Raw genomic sequence first — 21,414 nt, forward strand, 5'->3', positions numbered from 1 at the left:
GCATCCGGTCAGCACCACGGCTCGGTGGGCGCATCTCCGACCTCGACACTGTCGAAGCTAGACAGTTGTACCGATCAGTCGGTACAGTGTGAGCGAAGTCGCACCAGCGATGATCTTCGTCAATCAAGACGACAGTCGTGTGGTGCAGCACCGCGACGTTCGCGTCGATACCGGTGGCTTGCGGAGGGTCCGGTCCCGGTATGTGTCATCACGGCGACGATCGACGCGAGCGAGCGATGCGGTCCCGAACGGTTCACCGAGATCAGGAGTGTGATGATGAGTTCACCGCGTGCCTCGGGTTCGCGCCCGCTCTCGATCCTCGAGCAGTTCGTCACGACCGCCGAGCGCTTCGCTGCGGACACGGCGCTACGGTGGCGGTGCCACACGGACTGGCGCTCTTGGACCTGGCTGGAGTATCGCCAGTGGGTCGAGAGAACCTGCGAGTTCCTCCGATACCGCGGTGTTCGCCCTGGGGATCGGGTGGTGCTGCAGCTGCGCAACCGGCCCGAGTTCCACGTCCTCGACCTCGCGCTGTTGGCGAGCGGGGCGATCCCAGTCTCGGTCTACTCGACAGCGTCCATCGCCGACCTGAGCCACGTCCTCGCCGACACCGGAGCCCGGTTGCTGATCAGCGAGGACGGAGCGACCGTTCCGGACGACGCCATGGGGGCCCTCACCGTCCTTCGGCTCGAGGATGCCGCCGAGGGCACCCAGGCGACGCTCAGACGGCTTCTCGAAGATCACCATGGGTGCCCGGTCGTCGGCGCGGATAGCGTCGAGGACCCCGAAGGGGTGGCCACGATCATCTACACCTCAGGGACCACCGGCCCACCGAAGGGTGTGGTCCTGATCCAGCGCAACATCACGTGGACGCTGCAGGCGATTCAGCGCATGTACCCGCCGGGCCTCGAGCGCTCCCGCCTCGTCTCCTACCTGCCGATGGCTCATGTCGCTGAGCGAAATACCAGTCACTACCTGCCGTTGTGGCTGGGCGCGGAAGTCACGACATGTCCCGCGCCGCCGTCGGTGTTCGACTACGTGGCCGCTGTCCGGCCGCAGATCTTCTTCGGCGTCCCGCGGACCTGGGAGAAGCTCGCGGACCGCCTGGACGACGCCGGATCGCCCGCCGCCGTCGGCCTCGACGACTGCAGGGTCGCGATGGTGGGAGCAGCTCCCGCGAACCCGCGAATGATCGAGAAGTTCAACCGGCTTGGGGTGCCGCTCGGGCAGGTGTACGGCCTGTCGGAGAACACCGGTCCCATGACCTACGACGCGGAGCACGTCCGCCACGACACCGTGGGCCGTCCAATCCCCGGATGTGAGGTACGGCTGGACGTCGACGGCGAGATCCTGTGCCGCGGCGAGAACGTGTTCCCTGGCTATTTCAATCGCCCCGAGGAGACCGCGAAGACACTGGTCGACGACGGCTGGATGCGGACCGGAGACATCGGTGAGTTCACCGAAGACGGTCTTCTGCGCGTCGTCGACCGGAAGAAGGACCTGATCATCACCGCGGGCGGCGAGAATGTGGCCCCTGCGCTCATCGAAGCACTCTTGCGTCGCTCGCCACTGGTGGATCAGGCCTGTGTCGTTGGTGACCGGCGGCCGTACGTCGCCGCGCTTGTCACGCTCGATCCAGCGGAGGCGGAGCGTCGCTACGGCCAGCGTGATCGTGCGGCGCTCGCTGGCCACCCCGAGGTGCAGCGCGAGATCACGGCGCACCTCGAGACGATCAACCTGGAGCTATCGCCCTCCAACCAGGTCAGGCGGTTCGTCGTCCTCCCGGACAGTTGGACACCCGGTGGCGGTGAGCTCACCCCTACGCTCAAGATCAAGCGACGCCCGATCCTTCAGAAATACCAGAGCGCGGTCGAAGATCTTTACCGACCCGCCCGTGTGTGAACGCGCCTCGCCGAACAGAGCCGGACGTCGGCGACTCGACGACATCCGGTGTCCCGTCGCGCCCGAGTCGCCCGTCAACGTCGACCATCTGGAGGGAAGACCGGTGACTACCACTCTGAGCACGGCCCAATTGCGTCCGCAGCTCGTGGGTGTCGAGCCGGCCGGAGAAGGCGCCGGTCCGACATCCGGGGGCCCAGGTCTGCGTCCCCGCGAGCGGGAGGCGACGGTCCAGGAGCAGAACCGCGCACTGCGCCGTCGCATCGCCAACCACGATGCCCTCACCGAGTGTCTGTTGCGCGGTGCCGGCGTCGATGCCATCGCCTCCGAGCTTGCCCGCATCCTCGAGTGCGACGTCGTCGTCGCGTTGAGGCAGGTCGGCGTACGGAGACACTGCTACCGGATGGGGACGGGTGGCTCCGCAGAACCGGTTCCACTCGGGGAACAGGACCGGGTGGATGGCCACCGTGTCTCTGTCACCGCAGGGGAGCAGGAGTACGGGTCGGTGACCGTCCCCGCACCGCAGGGCCTCAACGCCGTCGAGGAAGACGCCGTCGAGTTCGCGGCATCAATCATCGCGCTTGAGATGGCACGCATACAATCGGCGCTCGAGGTCGAATGGCGCCTACAGGGCGAGATGCTCGACGAGATGCTCAAGACCGGCCAGCCTGACCAGGGGCTCCTGGCCCGTGCCCACCGCTTCGGGATCGACCTTTGCGCACGGCGAAAGCTGGTCGCGCTGGCTCCTTTGTCCGGGGCCACCATGGCCGTGCTGATCGACTGTGTTCGGCGGACCTTCCGTGCGCTGGGCGACTCAGGCCCGGAGCTCGTCACCCTTCGCGGCGACGCTGTGGCGGTGGCCCTGCCGGCGGACGTGCCGGCCATCAGTGAACGGTTCATCGCCCAGCTCGTACCCGTGGCCCAGGCCGCCGGTGTCACCTTCGTCGCCGGGATCGGGACCTGCGGACGCCACCTCGCTCAGAGCCTGCGCGAGGCCCAGGCCGCCTTGGCCCTCGCGATCAGCTCCGACCGGCCAGGCGCCGTCGTGCTCTACGCGGACCTGGGTCCGTTGCGGTTCCTGCTCGATGCGCCCAACTCCGGGGAGATGGTGGCCGTCGTCCGAGAACAACTCGGGCCGCTCGCCGAACAGGACTCGAGCCGGCAGTCGGACCTGGTTGGGACGTTGCGGGTGTACCTGGAGGCGGGCGGCCACCAGCAGACCGCGGCAGCGCGCTGTCACATCCATACGAGCACCCTGAAGTATCGATTGCGCCAGATCCGCGACATCCTGGACCGACCGGTCACCGATGACCCGCAGGTACGGTTCGAACTCGGGTTGGCTTACGCCATCCTGCGCGTTCTCGGTCTGCTCGGTATCGACCCGTTCGCTACTCCCGCAGCGGTCGCCGCCTCGGCGTGACCGCCCGTCAGGCAACACCTCCGAGAGTCGAGGCGACGACGATTCTTGGTCCGACTCGGACATGGTCACCCAGTCATCTCACTCCTAATGTTCCGATCAAGGCTAGTTGCCGTTCCGTCGGAGTCACGGCCTCGAGGAGGAGAATGCACGATGGCGTCCCTGAGCGATCGCGACCGTGACGCGACATCCACCCGCTGCCCGGTCTTGGCGGATTTCGATCCGCTGGAACCGGAGCAGGTCACCAATCCGTGGCCGTACCTCTCGCTTGCACGTCGGGAGGCGCCCGTCTTCTATATGGCTGCCTACCAGCAATGGTGTGTCACCCGGTACGAAGACGTCCTCGCGGTCTACCGTGACCTGGAGACCTTCTCCAACCAGGGCGCCCACGAGATGCGCGTACCCATCCCTGACGTACTGAAGGACGAGCTCCCACCCGGGTACCGCTTCCCGTTCAAAGGCCAGGTCAACACGATCGACCCGCCCGAGCAGAGCCGAGTGCGTAAGCTGATGCTGCAGCTCGCCTTCGCGCCACGTCGGGTCAATGCCAAGAAAGACGAGATAGGTGAGCTCGCCGACCGGCTCATCGACACCTTCATCGATAACGGGAGCTGTGATCTCAACCGCGACCTCTGTAGCCCGGTCCCGGTTGCCGTGATCAGTCGGATGCTCGGGGTACCCGATTCTGAGACAGAGGCGTTCGTCATGTGGGCGGAGGACTTCTTCCAGCTCTCCAACTCGATCGACATTCCTGAGGAGGAAGCGGTCACCCGGTGGCGTCGACTCTACGAGTTCCATCAATGGACCTCGGAGTTCCTGAGCGAGCGTCGGGCGCGCCCGCGCGACGACATGGCGAGCGACCTATTGCAGGCCACCACCGACGATGGCGCTCCCTCACTGAGTGACGACGAGGTCCTTGCGAACATCCTCGGCATCGTCGCCGCCGGCGGGGATACGACGGCCATCACTCTGACCCACATGTTCTACCTGTTGCTGCAGCAGCGGGACAGATGGGAGGAGACTCTGGCTGATCGCTCGTTGGTCCCCAACGCGTTCGAGGAGACCCTGCGATTGATGGGACCGGTTCGCGGCCTGTGGCGGACTGTCACGAAGGACACCGTGCTCGGCGGGGTGCCGATCCCGGCTGGTGACCGGATCTATATCCACCTCGGTTCGGCTAGCCGCGACGAGGGGGTGTTCCCCGAACCCGAAACGTTCGACCTGCATCGCCGTAACGCACAAAAGCATCTTGAGTTCGGAATCGGCGGCCGTTTCTGCATCGGGGCGCCCTTGGCCAGACTCGAAGGACGGGTGGTCCTCGAGCGAGCGCTGGACCGGCTGCCGAACCTACGTCTCGTCGAGGGCCAAGAGGACCTCGGCTACACCGTGAACATGATGATGCCATCCCCGCGATCTCTGCGAGTGGAATGGGACTGACAAGGAGAATATGGTGTCGCACAAGGGGATCGACCTGCCCGATGGTCTGCACAGCGTGCGCCGAATCGTTACAGGCTTCGACGCCAAGAATCGGTCGACGATCGTGTCGGCCGGACCGTCTCCACATGTTAAGCAGGCCTCGGCGGAGACGGGGATCAGTTTCGCGGAAATCTGGAACACTCCTTCGATCGCGCCGGAGAAGGACGCCGAATACGACGCCGGTTACCATGCACCCGCTGCGATGAACCCCACCGATCCGCGAGGCTCGCTGGTGCGGCTCGCTGCGTTGGGCAAGGACCCGAACAGCGATCCGGCTGCCACGATGCACAGCACCAACACGGTGGACTACGTCGTGATCCTGAGTGGCTCGGTGTTCGGTGTGTTCGAGGACGGGACACACGAGGAGTTCGTCCCAGGTGACGTGATCGTCATGCGCGGAGTCCCGCACGCCTGGTCGAACCCGAGTGACGAGCCGTGCATCGCACTTTTCGTCCTCGTCGGCGCACCCGACCACGGCACACGCGGCGGCGGCCACGACTATGTCGGCGGTGGAGCTTGACCGGGTTGCGGGGCCGGGACGCGCCGGAAGGTGCGGCATGATGCAGAGCGTCGGCACGGGCATCCGGCTTAAGGAGCCCGGTGACGTCGTGGAGTTGACGATCAGGTATTTCCAGCTCCACGACGCTCGAGACAGCGACGCCGCGGCGGACTGCTTCACCGAGGACGGGCGGGCCTACGGGCGAACCGGGCGCGAGGAGATTCGTCGGTTTCTCCAGGACATGCACACTGCCGTGGTCGCCGAAAGACGCCACGTGCTGACCAATCTCCAGGTGTCCGCGGACGGCCTCGGACTGTCGACCTACCTCCAGCTGTATCTCGTCTCGGAGCAGTCGCTGGAACTCGCCGTGATCGGGCAGGTGACGGTCGTGGCGCGCGGCGGGGAGGGAGGGTGGCGGATTCGTGAGCTGAACGTGTCGCTCGACGCTCCCTACAGTCCGACCGATCTGAGCAGATGATATCGAGAAGTCGGCATAACGGCGCTACAGATGTCTCATCAACGAGACAGCAAATCACCGCAACGACGACCCGGGTGTCTTGTGGTGTCTCCGTCCCATCGATCGTTACTGGCGGGCTGACTCCACTGCCAGAGAGAAAACAAGCAAAGGTGGTATGACATGAAGATGCAGCTGCTGATGCATCCCGAGATTCCGGCCACTCTGGAGGAGATTCGCGAGTATCGTCCAATCGGGCGCAACACCGAGTACTTCCAGAAGATGCTGGACGAGACGGTTCAGCTTTCCAAGGCGTGCGATCGTTACGGTATCGAAGGCTTCGCCACGACAGAGCACCATTTCCACACGGAGGGCCGCGAAATGAGCGGTAATCCGATGATGCTCTACACGTACCTCGCGATGCAGACCGAGAACGTCATCTTCATGCCGATGTCACTGGTGATGGCCGCTCGCGACCCGCTTCGGACCGCAGAGGAGGTGGCGCTGTTCGACCAGATGTTCCCAGGCCGGGTCCGTTGTGGGTGCGCCCGCGGTTATCAGCGTCGCTGGATGCAGGTGCTGATGCAGGACGAGTTCGGGTTCTCGTCTTTCCGTCCGGAGGAGCAGAAGGCGAACAAGCGCAATCGCTCGATCTTCCGCGAGCACATGGACATCATGCTCAAGGCGTGGGCCGAAGACTGCTTCAAGTATGACGGCGAGCACTACAAGGTGCCCTTCCCCTACACCGGAATCTATGACCCACCTGCCTCGGAGGTGGCCGCCGAGTACGGTTCCCCGGGAGAGGTCGAGAAGGAGGGATACCTGAACAAGATCGGTGTGGTGCCCGCGCCGGCTACGGAACACGTAATGGAGCTGTTCGCACCGTACGCCGGTTCACCGGAGACACTGCACGACTGCGCCCGTCGCGGGGTCGTGGTCGACAGCCTGGAGAGCAAACCCGAGAAGTTCAAGGCGCAGTGCGTGCAGTATCGTGACTTGCTGCACGAGTACGGTCGCCCCGCCAAGCTCGGCGAGAAGATGATGGCGGCCCGCACCATGGCCATCGCGGACAGTAAGGACGAAGCATTCGAGATCGTGGTCCGCACCGCCGGCCGCGAGTTCTACGAGTACTTCCAGAGATTTGGCTTTGCTGAGGGCTTTCGGTTGCCCGAGGACGATCCCAACACTTTTGAGATCCTCAAGAGCAGGGAGCACGCAGCTGAACGGATCATTGAGGTCGGGAATTGCATCGCAGGCACGGCGGACGAGGTCGTTGAGCAGCTACGGGAGCTCAAGCGTTGTTACGCCGATGAGAGTGAGGACGGCGACCTCGACTGGTTCTCGTGGATCTTCTACCAGCAGGGCAACCTGCCGATCGATCAACAGGTCGACCAGATCCGACGGTACGCCGAGGACGTCCGTCCGCACCTTGAGCGCTGAGACTCGGACCCTCGATAGGGAGCAGGGGTTCTGATGACGTCGGACCGCCTTGCCGACGGTCAGCGGCGCCCTCATGGCACCGGTCCACTCGACGAGATCCGGGTGCTCGACCTGACCCGGCTGCTCCCCGGAGGGATCTGCACTCAGCGTCTCGTGGACCTGGGGGCGGACGTCCTGAAGGTGGAGCAGCCGGGGACCGGTGACTATGCACGGGCTCGGGAACCCCACTACGACAGTTCGGAATCGAGCACCACGTCGGCGGGATTCATCGCCCTCAACCAGGGCAAGCGCTCGATCGTACTGGACCTGAAGGATGGGAGAGATCGGGCTCGCTTCCTCGAGCTGGTCGAGAGCGTGGACGTCCTGATCGAGTCGTTTCGACCCGGTGTCATGGAACGCCTAGGACTTGGATGGTCCGAGCTCTCGAGCCGCCACCCACGGCTCGTCTACTGCGCCCTCAGCGGCTGGGGTCAAACGGGCAGCCATGCCGGGCGCGCGGGGCACGACATCAACTACCTCGCCGAGGTCGGTCTGCTGTCCTTCACCGGTGGCGTCGACGAGCAACCGGTTCTCCCGACCGTGCAGATCGCTGACGCTGCCGGCGGGCTGATGGCTGCCCTGTCTGTCCTGGCCTCTCTGCGAAGACGTGACCGGACGGGGGAGGGGGAGTTCGTAGACATCTCACTGGCCCACTCTGCGCTGTCGCTCGCGGCGATGCCGTCCGCGGCCGTGCTGTCCGGTGTCCCAGCGCCTCCGCGTGAGCAGAGCATCTTCTCCGGAGGGGTCGTGTGCTACCAGGTGTACCGGTGCCGTGACGGCTGGGTAGCGGTCGGTGCCCTCGAAGAGAGGTTCTGGGCCGAACTCTGCCGTGGTCTCGACCGGCCGGACCTCCTAGCGTGCCGTTACGACCCGGTCGGGTCGGCGACCTACGCCAGCCTCGCCGCTGAGTTCGCATTGCGCGATAGGGCGACGTGGGCTCAGTTCGCAGCACGGTACGATTGCTGTATCAGCGTGGTCAGAGGGCTGGAGGAGGCGCTGGCGTCAGCATTGGTCCGTGACCGCGACATGGTCGTGGATCTCACGCAGCCCGGCATCGCGCACACGATCGAGACCGTGGGCAGCCCGCTCCGGCCGGGTGGAATCTCAGTGCCCTCGCGCCCGGCGCCCCTACTGCCCAGAGAGCATGAGGAGGCGAGGGGAGCGTGACGACAACACGCGGCGCAGACAACAGAGCGCGGGTGCTTCGGGTCGGCGCAGAACTATTCGCCCGCTATGGGTTCCACGCGACGAGCATCACCGAATTGGGGGACGCGGCGGGGCTCGGTCGCGGTGCGCTTTACCACCACATCGGCAGCAAGGAGACGCTGCTGCTCGACATCAGCCTCGGCCTGCTCGGTGACGTGACGAGCCGGGCTCGCGAAATCGAGCGTTCGGACAGGAACGCGATCGACAAGTTGCGGCTGCTGGCCCGGGACCTGGTGCGCGAGCACGCATCGAATGGTGACGCCTGGGCGGTGGCGATTTACGAGGTGCGCGCGCTTTCGTCGGAGTACCAGCAGGAAGTGATCGCAGCGCGCGACGCTTACGAGTCGATCTGGGCTGCGGTTCTTCAGCAGGGTGTCGTCGAGGGGCTCCTCGTTCCACTCGACGGGGTCGAACGCCGAGCAATCCTGGGAGCACTCAACGCGACCGCGCGCTGGGTGCACGCCTGGGGTCCACTGACTCCTGAACAAATCGGCGACCGGCAGCTCGACATGTTCCTGAAGGGCATCATGGTCCCACCGTCTTGATCGCGTGTGCGTCCGCCGAGGCCCGCCCCACGAAGCCCGGGGCCGGCCTCAGCGGACGTGATCCTCACCGCAGCCTCACAGGCCCATCGACTTGCTGATGATGAGCTTCATGACTTCGCTGGTGCCGCCGTAGATCCGAGAGACTCGAGCGTCTGCGTAGAGCCGCGCCAGCGGGTATTCGAGCACGTAACCATAGCCTCCGAACAGCTGCAGGCACCGATCAATTGCCCGAGCCTGCACCTCGGTGCAGACGAGTTTCGTCTTGGCCGCGTCGGCCACGCTGAGTTCGCCTCGGATGTGGTCGACCACTGCGCGGTCCAGCATGGCCTGGGCCGCCTCGATCTCCGCCGCGACCGCGGCGAGCTCGAACTTCGTGTTCTGGAACGATGAGATGGCGGTACCGAAAGCCTTGCGCTCCTTCACATAGCCGACGGTCTCGTCGAGCGCCGCCCGCGCCTGCGCGACCGAACCGACGGCGATCGCCAGACGCTCCTGCGCCAGGTTCGCACTCAGACAGGAGAAGGCCGCCCCCTCCTCGCCGAGCAGGTTGGCTGCCGGCACTCGCACGTCGGTGAACGACAGCTCGATCGTGTCCTGGGTCTTCAGGCCTAGCTTGTCCAGCATCCGCCCCTTGGCGAAGCCGGGCATCCCATCTTCGACGACAAGCAGCGACAGTCCCGCCCGTCGGTCGGCCGGATCGGGGTGCGTGCGCGCCACGACGATGACGAGGTCGGCCGTAGCGCCGCCGCTGATGAAGGTCTTGGCTCCATTCAGCACCCAGTCCTCACCGTCCCGGACAGCCACACTTGCCATACCGGCAAGATCCGATCCGGTCCCAGGCTCGGTCATCGCTATAGCGGTGAGCAGCCTGCCAGCCGCAATGCCCGGCAGCCACCGACGACGCTGCTCGTCGTTCGTGTAGCGCAGAAAGTAGGGCTGAATGACGTCGAGCTGGGTGCGTAGCGTCCCGAGCGTTACGAGCGCCCGGGCTGCCTCTTCCTGAAGGACGACATTGTAGCGATAGTCCGGCTGTCCTCCGCCGCCATACTCCTCGGGGATCGCCATGCCCATCAGGCCCAAGTCGCCGAGATGCGCAAACACGTCCCGAGGAAGATGGCCGTCCTTCTCCCAGTCCGCGTAGTGCGGCACGACCTCTTTCGCCAGGAAGCTCCGGACGACCTCCCGAAAAGCGTCATGGTCGTCGGTGAACAATGTGCGACGCACGAAGCCTCCCAAACAATTCTATACTCTCGGTGTCGCGCTTTCAAGCGTCGGCGCAGCAGCCGTTGCTAATTTATCAGTGGAAGTGTCGTAGTCAACTGCGTTCGAGATCGAGCGTCGTTGAGTTTCAGTCTAACTATCGCCGCAGGCCCTCTGTCGACCCGAGCGACATCGGTACCGTTGTTGACATGCTCGCAGAACAGACCGCTGGTGTTCCTTGTACGCGCGAACGACCACTATGGAAGCGCGGGGATGGGCACGGACCTCGATTGCCGCCACTCGCTCGCCGGTTGCGCGGCCAACGTCGTCCGCGGTGGGGACGCAGCGCGTGTGCAGAGTGTTGCTGTCCTTCCTGGGGGGACGCGGTCGAGCACCACACAACAGCTGCGCCGCCGGCGCGGACGAGCGCCTCTCGCTCGCCGACTAGACCGCGTGGTAGTCGCCGAGATCCGCGTGCCGGGTCATGCTCCAGTAGTCGACGTGCCGCCATGGACTGTTGGTCACTACTCGGCCCGCTGCGTTGCGGTACCAGGTATCCGTGGCCGGATGGGTCCATATGAGCCGATCGTGTGCCGCGTCGAGCCGGCGGTTGTAGTCGGCGCAGGCTTGCGGCCGGACCTCGACGCTGGTCAGTCGCCGCTCAGCCATCTGCTTCAGCAGATCCATGACATAGTGCATCTGGCACTCGGCCTGGAAAATGACGCTCCCTCCCTGGCCGAGGTTGGTGTGCGGCCCGTACAGGCAAAAGAAGTTGGGCAGATCCGGGATCGTGATGCCGAGGTAGGCATACGCGTCGTCCTCGCCCCAACGGTCGCGGAGATGGGTCCCGGAGCGGCCGGTGATCGACAAGGTGGAGAGTATCTGCCTGGCCAGGAAGCCCGTGGCCAGTACTATAAGGTCACAACGGTGTAGCCGTCCCTGGCCGTCCCTGATCCCGTCGGGCTCCACTGCCTGAATCGGGGCCGTCTCGATCCGCACGTTCTCCCGCTGTGCGGTGCGGAACCACCCGCAGTCCATCAGCATGCGCTTTGCAAACGGCGGATACGCGGGCACAACGACATCCAGAAGGTCGGTGCGGTCACCGAGCTCGGACTTGATGTAGCTGGTGATAAAGGCCCGGTACCGGTCGTTGAGCTTGCTGATCGAGTGGGTCTGGTCGCTCCAGTCCGCGTCCTGAACCAGTGCGGCGTGGATGTTGTCATCGAACAGCCAGAACAGCCGCATGCGGTACCAGGCCCAGTAGCCAGGAACCTCGTCGAAGAGGCGTCGCAGCGCGGGCGAGACGGCTTGCCGGTAGCGCGGGTTCGGTACCGCCCACTGGGGTGACCGCTGGAACACGGTCACCTGGTCGGACCGCGGGGCGATGGCGGGGACGATCTGCATCGCGCTCGCGCCGGTACCGATGACCGCGACCGATCGGCCCGTGACGTCGATGTCCTCGCCCCAGCGGGCACTGTGTATCACGGGGCCGTCGAACGAGTCCAGTCCGTCGATCGAGGGGATCGCCGGCTGGTTGAGCTGCCCGACCGCGCTGATCACGATCGAGGCGGTGACCTGCCTCCGGTCGCTCTGTGAATCTTCAACGACCAGACACCACCGGTGCCGCTGGTCGTCCCAGGACGCCGACACAACGGTGGTCGAGAACTCGATGTCCTCGTCCACCCCGTACTTCGCCGCGCAGTGCTGCAGATAGGCACGGATCTCCGCGGCGGAGGGATAGAAGCGCGACCACGCCGCGGGCTCGAACGAGTAGCCGTAGAGGTGTCCCGGGGTGTCAACACCGCAGCCCGGGTAGCGGTTCTCCCACCAGCAGCCCGCGGGGCCGGCGCTCTGCTCAAAGACTCGGACCGAGACTCCGGCTCGGCGGAGTCGGATCGCTGCGAGGATGCCCGAGGCGCCTGCTCCGATGACAACCGCTCCCTCGGGGAAGGCGCCGTTGAAGTCGAGCCGGCCTTCTGCGACCCGCTCGAAGCCCATCTGTTCCCGCAGCATCCGCTCGTGCTCCGGGTCGACCTCCTCGCCCGTCGTGGCGCGCAGCATGGCGAGCAACCGCTGCGGAGTGGGAACCGGGACCTCGGCGGCCGGGTCGTCCCGCCATCGCCGGAGCACGTCCAACGCGGTCGCGCGGATCGTCGCCGCGGTGGGCTCGTCGAATCCGCCATCGTGGTTGTCGTCGAGGCCCGGCTTCTGGGTCGGCTTGAACGGATCGTCGAGGTACCGGTCGTCGCCGGTCAGCTGAGCCAACACCATCACCAGGACCGGCAGGTTCGCCTCGTCGAGCGAGGTGCGTAGTTCCTCGTCGGTCATGCTGATGATCAGTCCGCACGACCGCGCAGGCGCGATGGGTTCGGAACCGTCGTAGAACAGAGAGGACATTCAGCTGCAACCCCACGTCTCTCGAGGGACGCTCCAGGCGATCTGCCGGACCATCATTCGACGGTAGCAACGGATCGAGACGGCCTGGATAGATCGTTCGAGACCAAATGAGAGACTGATTCTGTCCCGACTAGACAATCGTTCTCGACGACCACGACGGTCTCACGTTGCTAGCGTGGCCCGTGGTCGAGAGGCCCAACTGGGCGCTTCGAGGAGGGCGAAAATGTCGACGTTCCTAGAGGTTCAGCGTTTGGTGACCGAGTTCGCCGCGGCGAACGACGCCCACGACGCGAAGTGGATGAGCTCTCTGTTCGCTGAGGACGCGACCTTCCACGGTGCGACTGGCCGTCGGGAGATCGAGGACTGGTTCACCCGGGTGTGGGACGGGCAGCAGGCGCGCCGTCGCCACATCCTGACCAATCACCTGTTGAAGGAGGACCACGGAGACTCGGCCCGGATGGTCTCCTACGAGCAGCTCTACCTGATCAAGGGGGACGCTGTGCACCTCGAGCTCACCGGCGAGTACGATATCGACGCCGTACGCGAGGACGGGCGTTGGGTCATGAAAGAGGTTCGGATCAACCTCGACGTGCCCTACAACCCTGGCGACGTGCCGTCGATGACTTCGAGTATCGACGACAGCGGGGCACACGTACTCACGCGTGCGTGAACTGTGTCTTCCGCAGCAGGCGATCGGTCACGCGACCAGTCCCGCGGGGCGGACAGGTCGGGCCGTGGGTTGCCCGGGTGTCGCGGGCCGTCGAGCAGCGCGGCGGAAGCAGTCCGGACTGTTGCCCCGGGGGTGATGCGCGATGTTCTGGGGCACTTCGCGTCGGGAGTTGTCGTGATCACCGCGCAGGGCCCGGATGAGCTGCTGGGCTTCACCTGCCAGTCATTCGCATCCTTATCGCTGGATCCGCCTCTGATCTCCTTCTCTCCTGCGCTCACTTCGTCCACGTGGCCGCGGATCCGCGAGTTGGGGTCGTTCTGCATAAATGTGCTCGCCGAGAACCACCAGGGGTACAGTAACGGGTTCGCGCGCTCTGGAGTGAACAAGTTCGCTGGTGTCACCTGGAGCCCCGCACCTTCCGGGAACCCCGTCCTGGAAGGCGTCAGCGCCTGGATCGATTGCACGTTGTACGCCGAGCATGACGGCGGCGATCACACTGTCGTCCTCGCGAGTGTGTCGGACCTCGGCGCCGAGGCCACGCGACGGCCCCTACTGTTCCATCGCGGCGGGTACGGGCTGCTCGCACCGCCCGCGCCGAGCGACTCCGAAGAGACCGGCTGAGTACCGGTACTTCCCCTCCAGGGGCTCGGGCGTTCGGCGCTACCTTCTGCATGTGGACGACTGGACATCCACAAGAGTGTAAGGAATGAAGTTTGAGCGAGGCTGTCGTCGTCGACGCCGTTCGCGCGCCCATCGGGCGTCGCAACGGATCCTTGAGCGGTGTTCATCCCGTCGATCTCTCGGCCGAGATTCTCATGGCATTGGCTCGTCGCAACCTGGTCGATCCTGAAGTGGTCGAGGACGTGATCTGGGGGTGCGTCACGCAGATCGGCGCTCAGTCCACCAACGTCGGCAGGCTGGCGGTGCTCGCGGCGGGCTGGCCGGAGACGATCCCGGGGACAACCGTCGATCGGGCGTGTGGGTCTAGTCAGCAGGCCCTCCACTTCGCCGTCGCCTGTGTCCTGGCCGGACAGTGTGACGTTGTGGTCGCGGGGGGGATCGAATCGATGTCGACGGTTCCCCTTGGCTCCGCCCGCGCGGTCGGCGAGCCGTTCGGACCGCGTGTCAAGCGGCGCTACGGGCGAGACAGCTTCAATCAGGGTCTCGGTGCGGAAGCCGTCGCCCAGCGCTGGGTGCTGTCCCGAACCCAGCTGGACGAGTATGCCGCCCGTTCGCACTCCCTTGCTGCCGTAGCGATCGATTCCGGGGCGTTCACCGACCAGCTGGTCCCCATCGGCACCGGAGACGCATGCTTCGCGATGGATGAGGGAGTCCGCCGTGGGACCACCGTCGAGGCGCTGGCCAAGTTGAAGCCGGCCTTCACCGACGACGGCAGTATCCATGCAGGCAACAGTTCGCAGATCTCCGACGGGGCTGCCGGTCTGCTGATCATGACCGGCGAACGGGCCGCTGACCTCGGGCTGAGACCGTTGGCCCGTTTCGTCGGCGGCGCCGTCGTCGGTGACGACCCGGTGACGATGCTGACCGGGCCCATTCCCGCCACTCAGAAAGTGCTGGGGCGGCTGGGTTTGACGATCGACGACATCGATGTCTACGAGGTCAACGAAGCTTTCGCCAGCGTCCCCTTGGCGTGGGCCACGGACCTCGGTGCCGATCTCTCACGTCTGAACCCCTTGGGCGGAGCGATAGCGGTGGGGCATCCACTCGGCGCTTCCGGTGCGATCCTCATGACCAGAATGTTGCACCATATGCGCGCCCATGGGTTGCGCTACGGCTTACAGACGATGTGCGAGGCGGGTGGGATGGCCAACGCGACAGTCATGGAACTGCTGCCGGCCTGATCATCGTCCCGGTCCCGGAGCTGGCTCGGCCACGAGGAGCGATCCCATGCGTCTCGATACAATTTCGGCACTCGTCACGGGCGGAGCGTCCGGCCTCGGTCTGGCGACCGCACAGCACCTGCACGCCGCGGGAGCGCGAGTTTGCGTGGCCGACCTCAACGAACCCGAGTCCGGCTCACTCGATCCCGCCATTCCTCACGTGCGGGCAGACATCAACGACGAGTCATCGGTGAACCATGCGCTCGACGTGGCCGAGGAAGCCAACGGTCCCCTCCGAGCCGTCGTGCACGCGGCGGGGCGGGGTAGTGACAGAGTGCGGATCCTCGACCGCAGCGGTGAGCCTGGGCCCCTGGACACCTTCGCCGAAGTCGTCCGCACCAACCTTCTCGGTACCTACAACGTGCTGCGACTCTGCGCAGCCCGAATCGCCCGCACAGCGACCGTCGACGGCGAGCGTGGCGCCATCGTGTTGACTGCCTCCGTTGCGGCCTTCGAGGGTCAGGTCGGGCAGACCTCCTATGCCGCCTCCAAGGCCGCGATTGCTGGCATCACTCTCGTCGCGGCCCGCGACCTCGCGAGCCGGAGCATTCGTGTGAACACCATCGCACCAGGCGTCTTCGACACGCCCATGCTCGGTCGGCTGCGTTCCGACATCCGCGACGCACTCGCGACCAGTGTCCCGCACCCCAAGCGACTGGGTCGGGCCGAGGACTACTCGCACATGGCGGTCGCGCTCCTGGAGAACGGCTACGTCAACGGTGAGACGGTGCGCCTCGACGGAGCGATCCGCATGTCCCCGCGCTGACCTGATTCTTGTCGCCGCATCGCCTCCTGCCGGACCTCTTCGGACCCACTCCGCGTCGAGGAGTGACCGAACGGGCGTGTCGGGGCTGTCCGATGACCGGTGTCCGGCGCCGAGTGTCGTCGGTCAGTGCTCGCACTCGCCGGATCAGCGAGGTCGTAGTGCGCTGGGTGCACCCCATGCCTGCGCCGAGCGTGTATCCGGTGAACTCGTATCCGAGTGTCAACGGCGGCAGAACCTGGCCCCTGGCGGCGGTCGAAAATGGACCCCTCTCGGTGGTTGTTGATGTTCAGTCGTCGGTCTTGCAACGGTCAGCTGCGGTCGCCCGCCGCGCCAGGAGCCGACCGCGGACTCGTTGTCCCACACCAGCGCCCGCGGGCTCGCGCCCCACCCGGCGAGCAGGACCCAGTGCCCGGCCAGCAGATCCGGGCCCTGGCGCGACGGCAGCATCCGAGCCGTCATGATCTGCGAGTAGCCCGAGACCATCACCAGCACCGGCGGCGTCCCCGTCTGCCCGCCGCCAAGCGGCACCCGGGTCGGGGAGTGTCCGACTGACGGTGTAACTGGCCCTCTCGCTCCGGGCGTGTCCTGGGGGAAGGACCAGCGATGACCGACACGATCGAGCCTGTGGCGGCTCGGATCGATCAGCTGAGCGCGGTCGCTGAGATTCAGCGGTAGGGCACCGTGGGTTACCGCTGGGTGCTCGACGCTGATATCGAAGCGTGCTTCGACTCGATCTCACACACCGCCCTGATGGACCGGGTGCGCAGGCGGGTCAAGGACAAGCGTGTGCTTGCGCTGGTCAAGGCGTTCCTCAAGGCCGGACTGCTCACCGAGCTCGGCGAGCGCGAGGACACCTCGACCGGCACGCCGCAGGGGGGCATCTTGTCTCCGCTGCTGGCCAACATTGCCATGCACGGGCTCGATGAGCATGTGCACGGGCCGTGGCGACCGGGCGGGATCATGAGCACCCCCGAGGCGACGCACCCGACGCCGCGCCAAGAACCTGCCGAACCGGCGCATCGTCCGCTACGCCGACGACTTCGTCATCCTCGTGCACGGGGACCGGGCCGACGTCGAAGCTCTGCGCGAAGAGATCGCTGCCGTGCGCGCTCCCCTCGGGTCGCGGCTTTCCGCAGCCAAGACCAGGGTGCTGCATATGAGCGATGGGTTCGACTTCCTGGGTTTCTGCATCCAGTGGAAATGCAAGCGAGGAACGAGCAAGTGGCACGTTTACACCTTCATCGCCGACCGGCCCATCCGGTCGTTGAAGGCCAGAATTCGTGCCCACACCGACAGGTTGTCGCAGCAGGCTCCCAGGCCCACGCTGATCAAGCTCAACCAGATCATGCGCGGCTGGGCCAGCTATTTCCGGCACGCAGTCTGTAAGCACACCATGGGCCTCTCGAGCGCTTCACGTGGTGGAGGGTGGTCAGTTGGTGGATGAAGCTGCACCGCTGGAATTGGAGGGTCGTCCGTCGACGCCTCACCGGCCCCTCCGGGCGGTGACACAGGCCCTCGGCGGACGGGATCGAACTGTTCAACATCGCCTCGGTACCGATCACTCGGTACCGGTATCGAGGCTCCAAGATCCCCAACCCCTGGGCGCTGCCCAACCCCGCCTGACGGCAGACACCGTGGAGAGCCCGTTGCCGAGAGATCGGCACGGCGGGTTTGGCGAGCGGCCTGGGGAAACGGACCGGGAGCAACCCCGGCACCCAGGCCGACTCAACCACCGAGCCGCCCCAACCAGGCGGCCCGCGGGTCAAGGCATGGGCGGTCTCGTCGAACCCGGCTATCGCACATCGTGAGCCCCGAACGCAGACGACGACGCCCGCGGTGACGCCGCGGTAACGTCCGTTACCACGACGAAGATTCGATCCGTGGAGGGTCTCCCTGCTCGTGGGCGAGCGAGCTCCATCGGTGGGCACGGGTGCACCGGCCAGCTCGGGCGGGTCGTGACGCAATGGCCGCCGGCGTCGTCGTGGGCGGACAGGGTGCGGCAAGGCGTTCACGAACGTTCTCTGGAGCAACCTGAGGTATCGTTCCGCTGGAGGTCGCAGCAGCCAGGGCTGGCCTGACGTCGGGTCCTTGCCGGACCGAAACAGGGCTCGACGTGCAACGTGTCTGAAATCCGCCCCCAACGCCATGACACCACGGGAGTACCCGCGATGACGATCACGCCCAGTCGTTCGGGATCGATCTTCGGCCACTCGGTCAAACGGACCGAGGACCATGCTCTGATCACCGGTGCCGCCAAGTACACCGGCGATCTACCGATGACGAACTCGTTCCACGTGGTCTTCGTCCGCTCGCCCATTGCCCACGGCACGCTGAACTCGGTCGACGTCGAAGAGGCAAGGTCCCGGCCGGGAGTGGTGGGCGTATACGTCGACGGCGATCTAGACCTCAACGACCGACCGGGACTACCCGGTGTGGTCGCCGAGGAGATGTCGCGCCCGCCATTGGCCAGGGGACGCGTGCGGTTCGTGGGCGACATCGTCGCAGCCGTGGTCGGGGAGACGGCTGCGCAGGCCCTGGACGCCGCCGAGACCGTCCTTCCTGACATCGAACCGTTGCCCGCCGTCGTCGGGATCGAAGAGGCGCTCGCGGCCGACGCACATGTCATCTACAGCGCGCACGGCTCGAACGTGGTTGCCGGCGACGGAACGGGTGAGGTTGCAGGGATCTTCGACGCGGCCGACCGGGTCGTCTCCGCGACGTTCTACAACCAGCGGGTCGCCGGAGTGCCTATGGAGCCGAACGCCTGCGTAGCGGTTCCTGATGAGCCAGATGGTGGCGTGACGCTGTGGCTCTCGGTCCAGACCCCGCACAGCGTGCGAGATGCGATCGTTGGAGATCTCGGGCTCACCGCCGAACAGGTCCGCGTCATCGCGCCGCGGGTAGGCGGCGGATTCGGGCCGAAGGCGACGGCCTACCCCGAGTACTCCATTGCCGCCCGCGCGGCGATGGTCCTCGGCAGGCCGGTGCGTTGGACCGAGACGCGGTCGGAGAACATGCTGTCGATGGTGCACGGGCGAGCCCAGGTGCAATATGCCGAGCTCGGCGTCAAGAACGATGGGACGATCGTCGGACTGCGCGCTTCGGTCATCGGCGACGGCGGCGCGTATCCGGCGGTCGGAACGATCCTGCCGAGCCTCACGCAGCTCATGGCGCAGGGCGTGTACGCCATCCCGGCGATCGAGTTCTCGTGGAAGACGGTCACCACGAACACCACGACCGTTGGGGCCTATCGCGGCGCGGGGCGCCCGGAAGCCACCCAACTGCTCGAGCGGATCATCGACATCGCCGCGGATGAGATCGGTGTGGACCCGCTCGAGATGCGCCGGAAGAACTTCCTGCAACCTGATGCATACCCGATGACGAGTTTGACCGGCGCCGAGTACGACAACGCCGACCACGAGAAGGCGCTGGATGCAGTGAGGGCGGCGGCGGACTACGAGGGCCTTCTTGCTGAACAGGCCCGACGCCGTGCCGAGGGTGACCGAGTAGCGATGGGCATCGGTGTGGCCTCCTACGTCGAGGTCACGGCCCCGCTCGGCCTCGACACCGAATTCGGCTCGGCGCAGGCCCATCCCGACGGCACGTTCACGGTGATGGCGGGTACGAGCGCCCACGGTCAAGGACACGAGACTGCGTACGCCCAGCTCGCGGCAGGGGTGCTCGAAGTGCCGATGGAGAAGATCAAGGTGATCCAGTCCGACACCTCGCTGGTGCGCAGCGGCGCCGGCACGCTCGGATCGCGTTCGCTGCAGACCGGCGGGAGCGCGATCCACAACGCTTCCAAGCAGCTCGTCTCGCGAGCGCGCGAGATCGCCGCTCATCTGCTGGAGGCGGGGGTGGACGACGTCGAGCAAACCGAGGGGGGCTTCGGCGTCAAGGGCATCGCCGACCGAAAGATCACCTGGTCGCAGGTGGCCACCGCGGCCGAGGACGGAGCCGGCTTCGAGGACGGGTCGAAGGGCCCACTGCTAGAACAGCTCGACTTCTCGCAGGGACAGTCGAGCTTCCCGTTCGGCTCCCACATCGCGGTCGTCGAGGTGGACCTCGATACGGGGATGGTGCGTCAACGTCGCCACGTCGCAGTGGATGATGCGGGCCGCATCCTCAACCCGATGCTCGTCGCCGGCCAACAGCACGGTGGGATCGCCCAGGGCATCGCTCAAGCCCTCTATGAGAGGGTGACCTTCGACGAGGACGGGAACCCGACCAGCGGCAACCTGGCGTCCTACGTCATCCCATCGGCGGCGGACCTCTGCTCATTCGACGTCTCGAATACCGAGACGCCGACGCACCTCAACCCGATCGGCGCGAAGGGTATCGGGGAGTCGGGAACGATCGGCTCCACTCCAGCGGTCCACAATGCCGTCATCGACGCGCTCTCGCCGCTCGGCGTTCGGCACATCGACATGCCCCTGACTCCCGAAGCCATCTGGCGAGCGGTCGAGGGTGCGCGCGGAAGTGACCCGGCGAACCGTCAGCCCGCCGGCCCCAGCTACGCGGGAGAGCCGGGGGCCCAGCACTAGCCAACACGACGATCAGACGAGTTGAGCGTCGCGGTCTCGGCCTCGAGCATCGGGGTCGGGGCCGGGTACGTCCATGCAGTCCTGCGAGGCTTCGGCACCACATTCGCCGTGCACACCGCGCGGTGCTCGACGAACCCGACACCACGACACTGTGCCGGTGTCCGGACGGCAACCACCGCACATGAGTACGGATTGACCAGGAATCGGCCACCTTCGCGGGGGACGGGGTCGAGAATGACGATCGAGCCGTCAGCCAGCCGGCAGCGGTACCGCACTCCGCCGCACGAAGGGCAGTGCGTACGCGCGTCCGATGGGGGTCGGACATCATGAGGTCCGACGACGGTCCGCCGGATCCTGCGCAGTGGGTAGGTCATGGGGAGCCTCTTCAGATTCGATCGAAGTGCTGCGGCGACGGAGGCACGAGTGCGTGGCCTCGCGATCGGTGGACACGAAGTGGCCGCGCCGTCTCTTCGACCGGGCTCCGCGTCGTCCCGTTCTTGTCGGCGACCTCACGGAGGAGCATCTCCCGCGAGAAGTAGGTCGACCGCGTCAAGGCGCGGAGAGCGGCTCGGGTGCGGAGATCGGCGCCGTAGGACTCGGCCGCCATGACCAGCTCCCAGCGGTGCACCGGGAACGTGACGGTGTCCAACACGGGGGAGAGGTGGTGGTCGAGCGACACGCTCACGGGAACCTCCGCGGGGTCGGGGCCCGAGTCGGAGAGGGTCCGGAGAAGGGCCCGCTCGGGCGATCTTGATTCTGGAACAGTCAGTCTCAAAAGTCAACCGTACGTATCCGTCTCGTTGCCGACCGTTCACGACCGTTGGGTTCAGAGCACGATGCGCCGGATGCCGGTGAGGTTGGAGCGCACGTCGGAGACCTTGACGACGTCGCCGGACTGGGGTGCTTCGAGGAACTTGTCGTCCCCGACGTAGAACCCGACGTGGGTGACCGGGTCGTTGAA

18 protein-coding genes and 1 pseudogene are annotated in these 21,414 nt (G+C 65.8%); 15 read left to right on the plus strand and 4 right to left on the minus strand.

The genetic code is table 11. The features are described 5' to 3' along the window. Positions 1-276 precede the first annotated feature (276 nt). From AC2A1K_RS19690 to AC2A1K_RS19725, 8 genes are all read left to right on the plus strand, one after another. Complete coding sequence (locus tag AC2A1K_RS19690) at positions 277-1,902, plus strand: AMP-dependent synthetase/ligase (protein ID WP_483898008.1); 1,626 nt, start codon at positions 277-279, stop codon at positions 1,900-1,902. A 103-nt stretch (positions 1,903-2,005) separates the two neighbouring features. Then, positions 2,006-3,319, plus strand: a complete 1,314-nt coding sequence (locus AC2A1K_RS19695; RefSeq protein ID WP_483898009.1) for a PucR family transcriptional regulator — start codon at positions 2,006-2,008, stop codon at positions 3,317-3,319. Between the two features lie 150 nt (positions 3,320-3,469). Further along, positions 3,470-4,753, plus strand: a complete 1,284-nt coding sequence (locus AC2A1K_RS19700; RefSeq protein ID WP_483898010.1) for a cytochrome P450 — start codon at positions 3,470-3,472, stop codon at positions 4,751-4,753. A 10-nt stretch (positions 4,754-4,763) separates the two neighbouring features. Next, entirely contained in the window at positions 4,764-5,312 is a 549-nt protein-coding gene (locus tag AC2A1K_RS19705; RefSeq protein ID WP_483898011.1) for a cupin domain-containing protein, read from the plus strand. Positions 5,313-5,349: 37 nt separating this feature from the next. Next, positions 5,350-5,769, plus strand: a complete 420-nt coding sequence (locus tag AC2A1K_RS19710) for a nuclear transport factor 2 family protein (protein WP_483898012.1) — start codon at positions 5,350-5,352, stop codon at positions 5,767-5,769. A 159-nt stretch (positions 5,770-5,928) separates the two neighbouring features. Continuing rightward, positions 5,929-7,185 carry an LLM class flavin-dependent oxidoreductase gene (locus AC2A1K_RS19715; RefSeq protein WP_483898013.1) on the plus strand — a complete coding sequence of 419 codons (1,257 nt, stop codon included), beginning with the start codon at positions 5,929-5,931 and terminating at the stop codon, positions 7,183-7,185. A gap of 33 nt (positions 7,186-7,218) precedes the next feature. Beyond that, on the plus strand, positions 7,219-8,391 hold the full coding sequence (locus tag AC2A1K_RS19720) for a CaiB/BaiF CoA transferase family protein (RefSeq protein WP_483898014.1): 1,173 nt from the start codon (positions 7,219-7,221) through the stop codon (positions 8,389-8,391). Further along, a complete protein-coding gene (locus tag AC2A1K_RS19725) occupies positions 8,388-8,975 on the plus strand; it encodes a TetR/AcrR family transcriptional regulator (RefSeq protein WP_483898015.1) in 588 nt (195 codons plus the stop codon). The genes AC2A1K_RS19720 and AC2A1K_RS19725 overlap by 4 nt, the downstream gene beginning before the upstream one ends. A gap of 75 nt (positions 8,976-9,050) precedes the next feature. Here AC2A1K_RS19725 and AC2A1K_RS19730 read toward each other — a convergent pair whose 3' ends face one another. Together AC2A1K_RS19730 and AC2A1K_RS19735 are read right to left on the minus strand one after the other, a co-directional pair. Further along, entirely contained in the window at positions 9,051-10,199 is a 1,149-nt protein-coding gene (locus AC2A1K_RS19730) for an acyl-CoA dehydrogenase family protein (RefSeq protein WP_483898016.1), read from the minus strand. 420 nt (positions 10,200-10,619) lie between these two features. After that, positions 10,620-12,503: a flavin-containing monooxygenase gene (locus AC2A1K_RS19735; protein ID WP_483898017.1), complete on the minus strand. Its 1,884-nt coding sequence runs from the start codon at positions 12,501-12,503 to the stop codon at positions 10,620-10,622. A gap of 292 nt (positions 12,504-12,795) precedes the next feature. Between AC2A1K_RS19735 and AC2A1K_RS19740 the strand changes: the two genes are divergently transcribed. The 4 genes from AC2A1K_RS19740 to AC2A1K_RS19755 all read left to right on the plus strand — a co-directional run bounded on the left by AC2A1K_RS19740 (position 12,796) and on the right by AC2A1K_RS19755 (position 15,909). Continuing rightward, positions 12,796-13,242 carry a nuclear transport factor 2 family protein gene (locus AC2A1K_RS19740; protein ID WP_483898018.1) on the plus strand — a complete coding sequence of 149 codons (447 nt, stop codon included), beginning with the start codon at positions 12,796-12,798 and terminating at the stop codon, positions 13,240-13,242. 135 nt (positions 13,243-13,377) lie between these two features. Further along, positions 13,378-13,863: a flavin reductase family protein gene (locus tag AC2A1K_RS19745; RefSeq protein WP_483898019.1), complete on the plus strand. Its 486-nt coding sequence runs from the start codon at positions 13,378-13,380 to the stop codon at positions 13,861-13,863. Positions 13,864-13,955: 92 nt separating this feature from the next. After that, positions 13,956-15,104 carry a thiolase family protein gene (locus AC2A1K_RS19750; protein WP_483898020.1) on the plus strand — a complete coding sequence of 383 codons (1,149 nt, stop codon included), beginning with the start codon at positions 13,956-13,958 and terminating at the stop codon, positions 15,102-15,104. A gap of 46 nt (positions 15,105-15,150) precedes the next feature. Next, entirely contained in the window at positions 15,151-15,909 is a 759-nt protein-coding gene (locus tag AC2A1K_RS19755; protein WP_483898021.1) for an SDR family oxidoreductase, read from the plus strand. A gap of 219 nt (positions 15,910-16,128) precedes the next feature. Here the strand turns inward: AC2A1K_RS19755 and AC2A1K_RS19760 are convergent, their stop codons facing one another. Then, on the minus strand, positions 16,129-16,401 hold the full coding sequence (locus AC2A1K_RS19760; protein ID WP_483898022.1) for a hypothetical protein: 273 nt from the start codon (positions 16,399-16,401) through the stop codon (positions 16,129-16,131). 204 nt (positions 16,402-16,605) lie between these two features. On the opposite strand from AC2A1K_RS19760, the pseudogene AC2A1K_RS19765 reads away from it, so the two are divergent. From AC2A1K_RS19765 to AC2A1K_RS19775, 3 genes and pseudogenes are all read left to right on the plus strand, one after another. Next, positions 16,606-16,836 (plus strand): annotated as a pseudogene (locus AC2A1K_RS19765) (reverse transcriptase domain-containing protein); the annotation flags it as partial. 124 nt (positions 16,837-16,960) lie between these two features. Then, entirely contained in the window at positions 16,961-17,353 is a 393-nt protein-coding gene (locus AC2A1K_RS19770; protein WP_483898023.1) for a group II intron maturase-specific domain-containing protein, read from the plus strand. A gap of 724 nt (positions 17,354-18,077) precedes the next feature. Then, positions 18,078-20,453 carry a xanthine dehydrogenase family protein molybdopterin-binding subunit gene (locus AC2A1K_RS19775; protein WP_483898024.1) on the plus strand — a complete coding sequence of 792 codons (2,376 nt, stop codon included), beginning with the start codon at positions 18,078-18,080 and terminating at the stop codon, positions 20,451-20,453. 385 nt (positions 20,454-20,838) lie between these two features. On the opposite strand, the gene AC2A1K_RS19780 is transcribed toward AC2A1K_RS19775, so the two are convergent. Then, positions 20,839-21,138, minus strand: coding sequence for a hypothetical protein (locus tag AC2A1K_RS19780; protein ID WP_483898025.1), 300 nt, complete (start codon positions 21,136-21,138; stop codon positions 20,839-20,841). Between the last annotated feature and the right edge of the window lie 276 nt (positions 21,139-21,414).

This window comes from Actinomycetospora sp. 2LY8.5, from assembly GCF_057180585.1.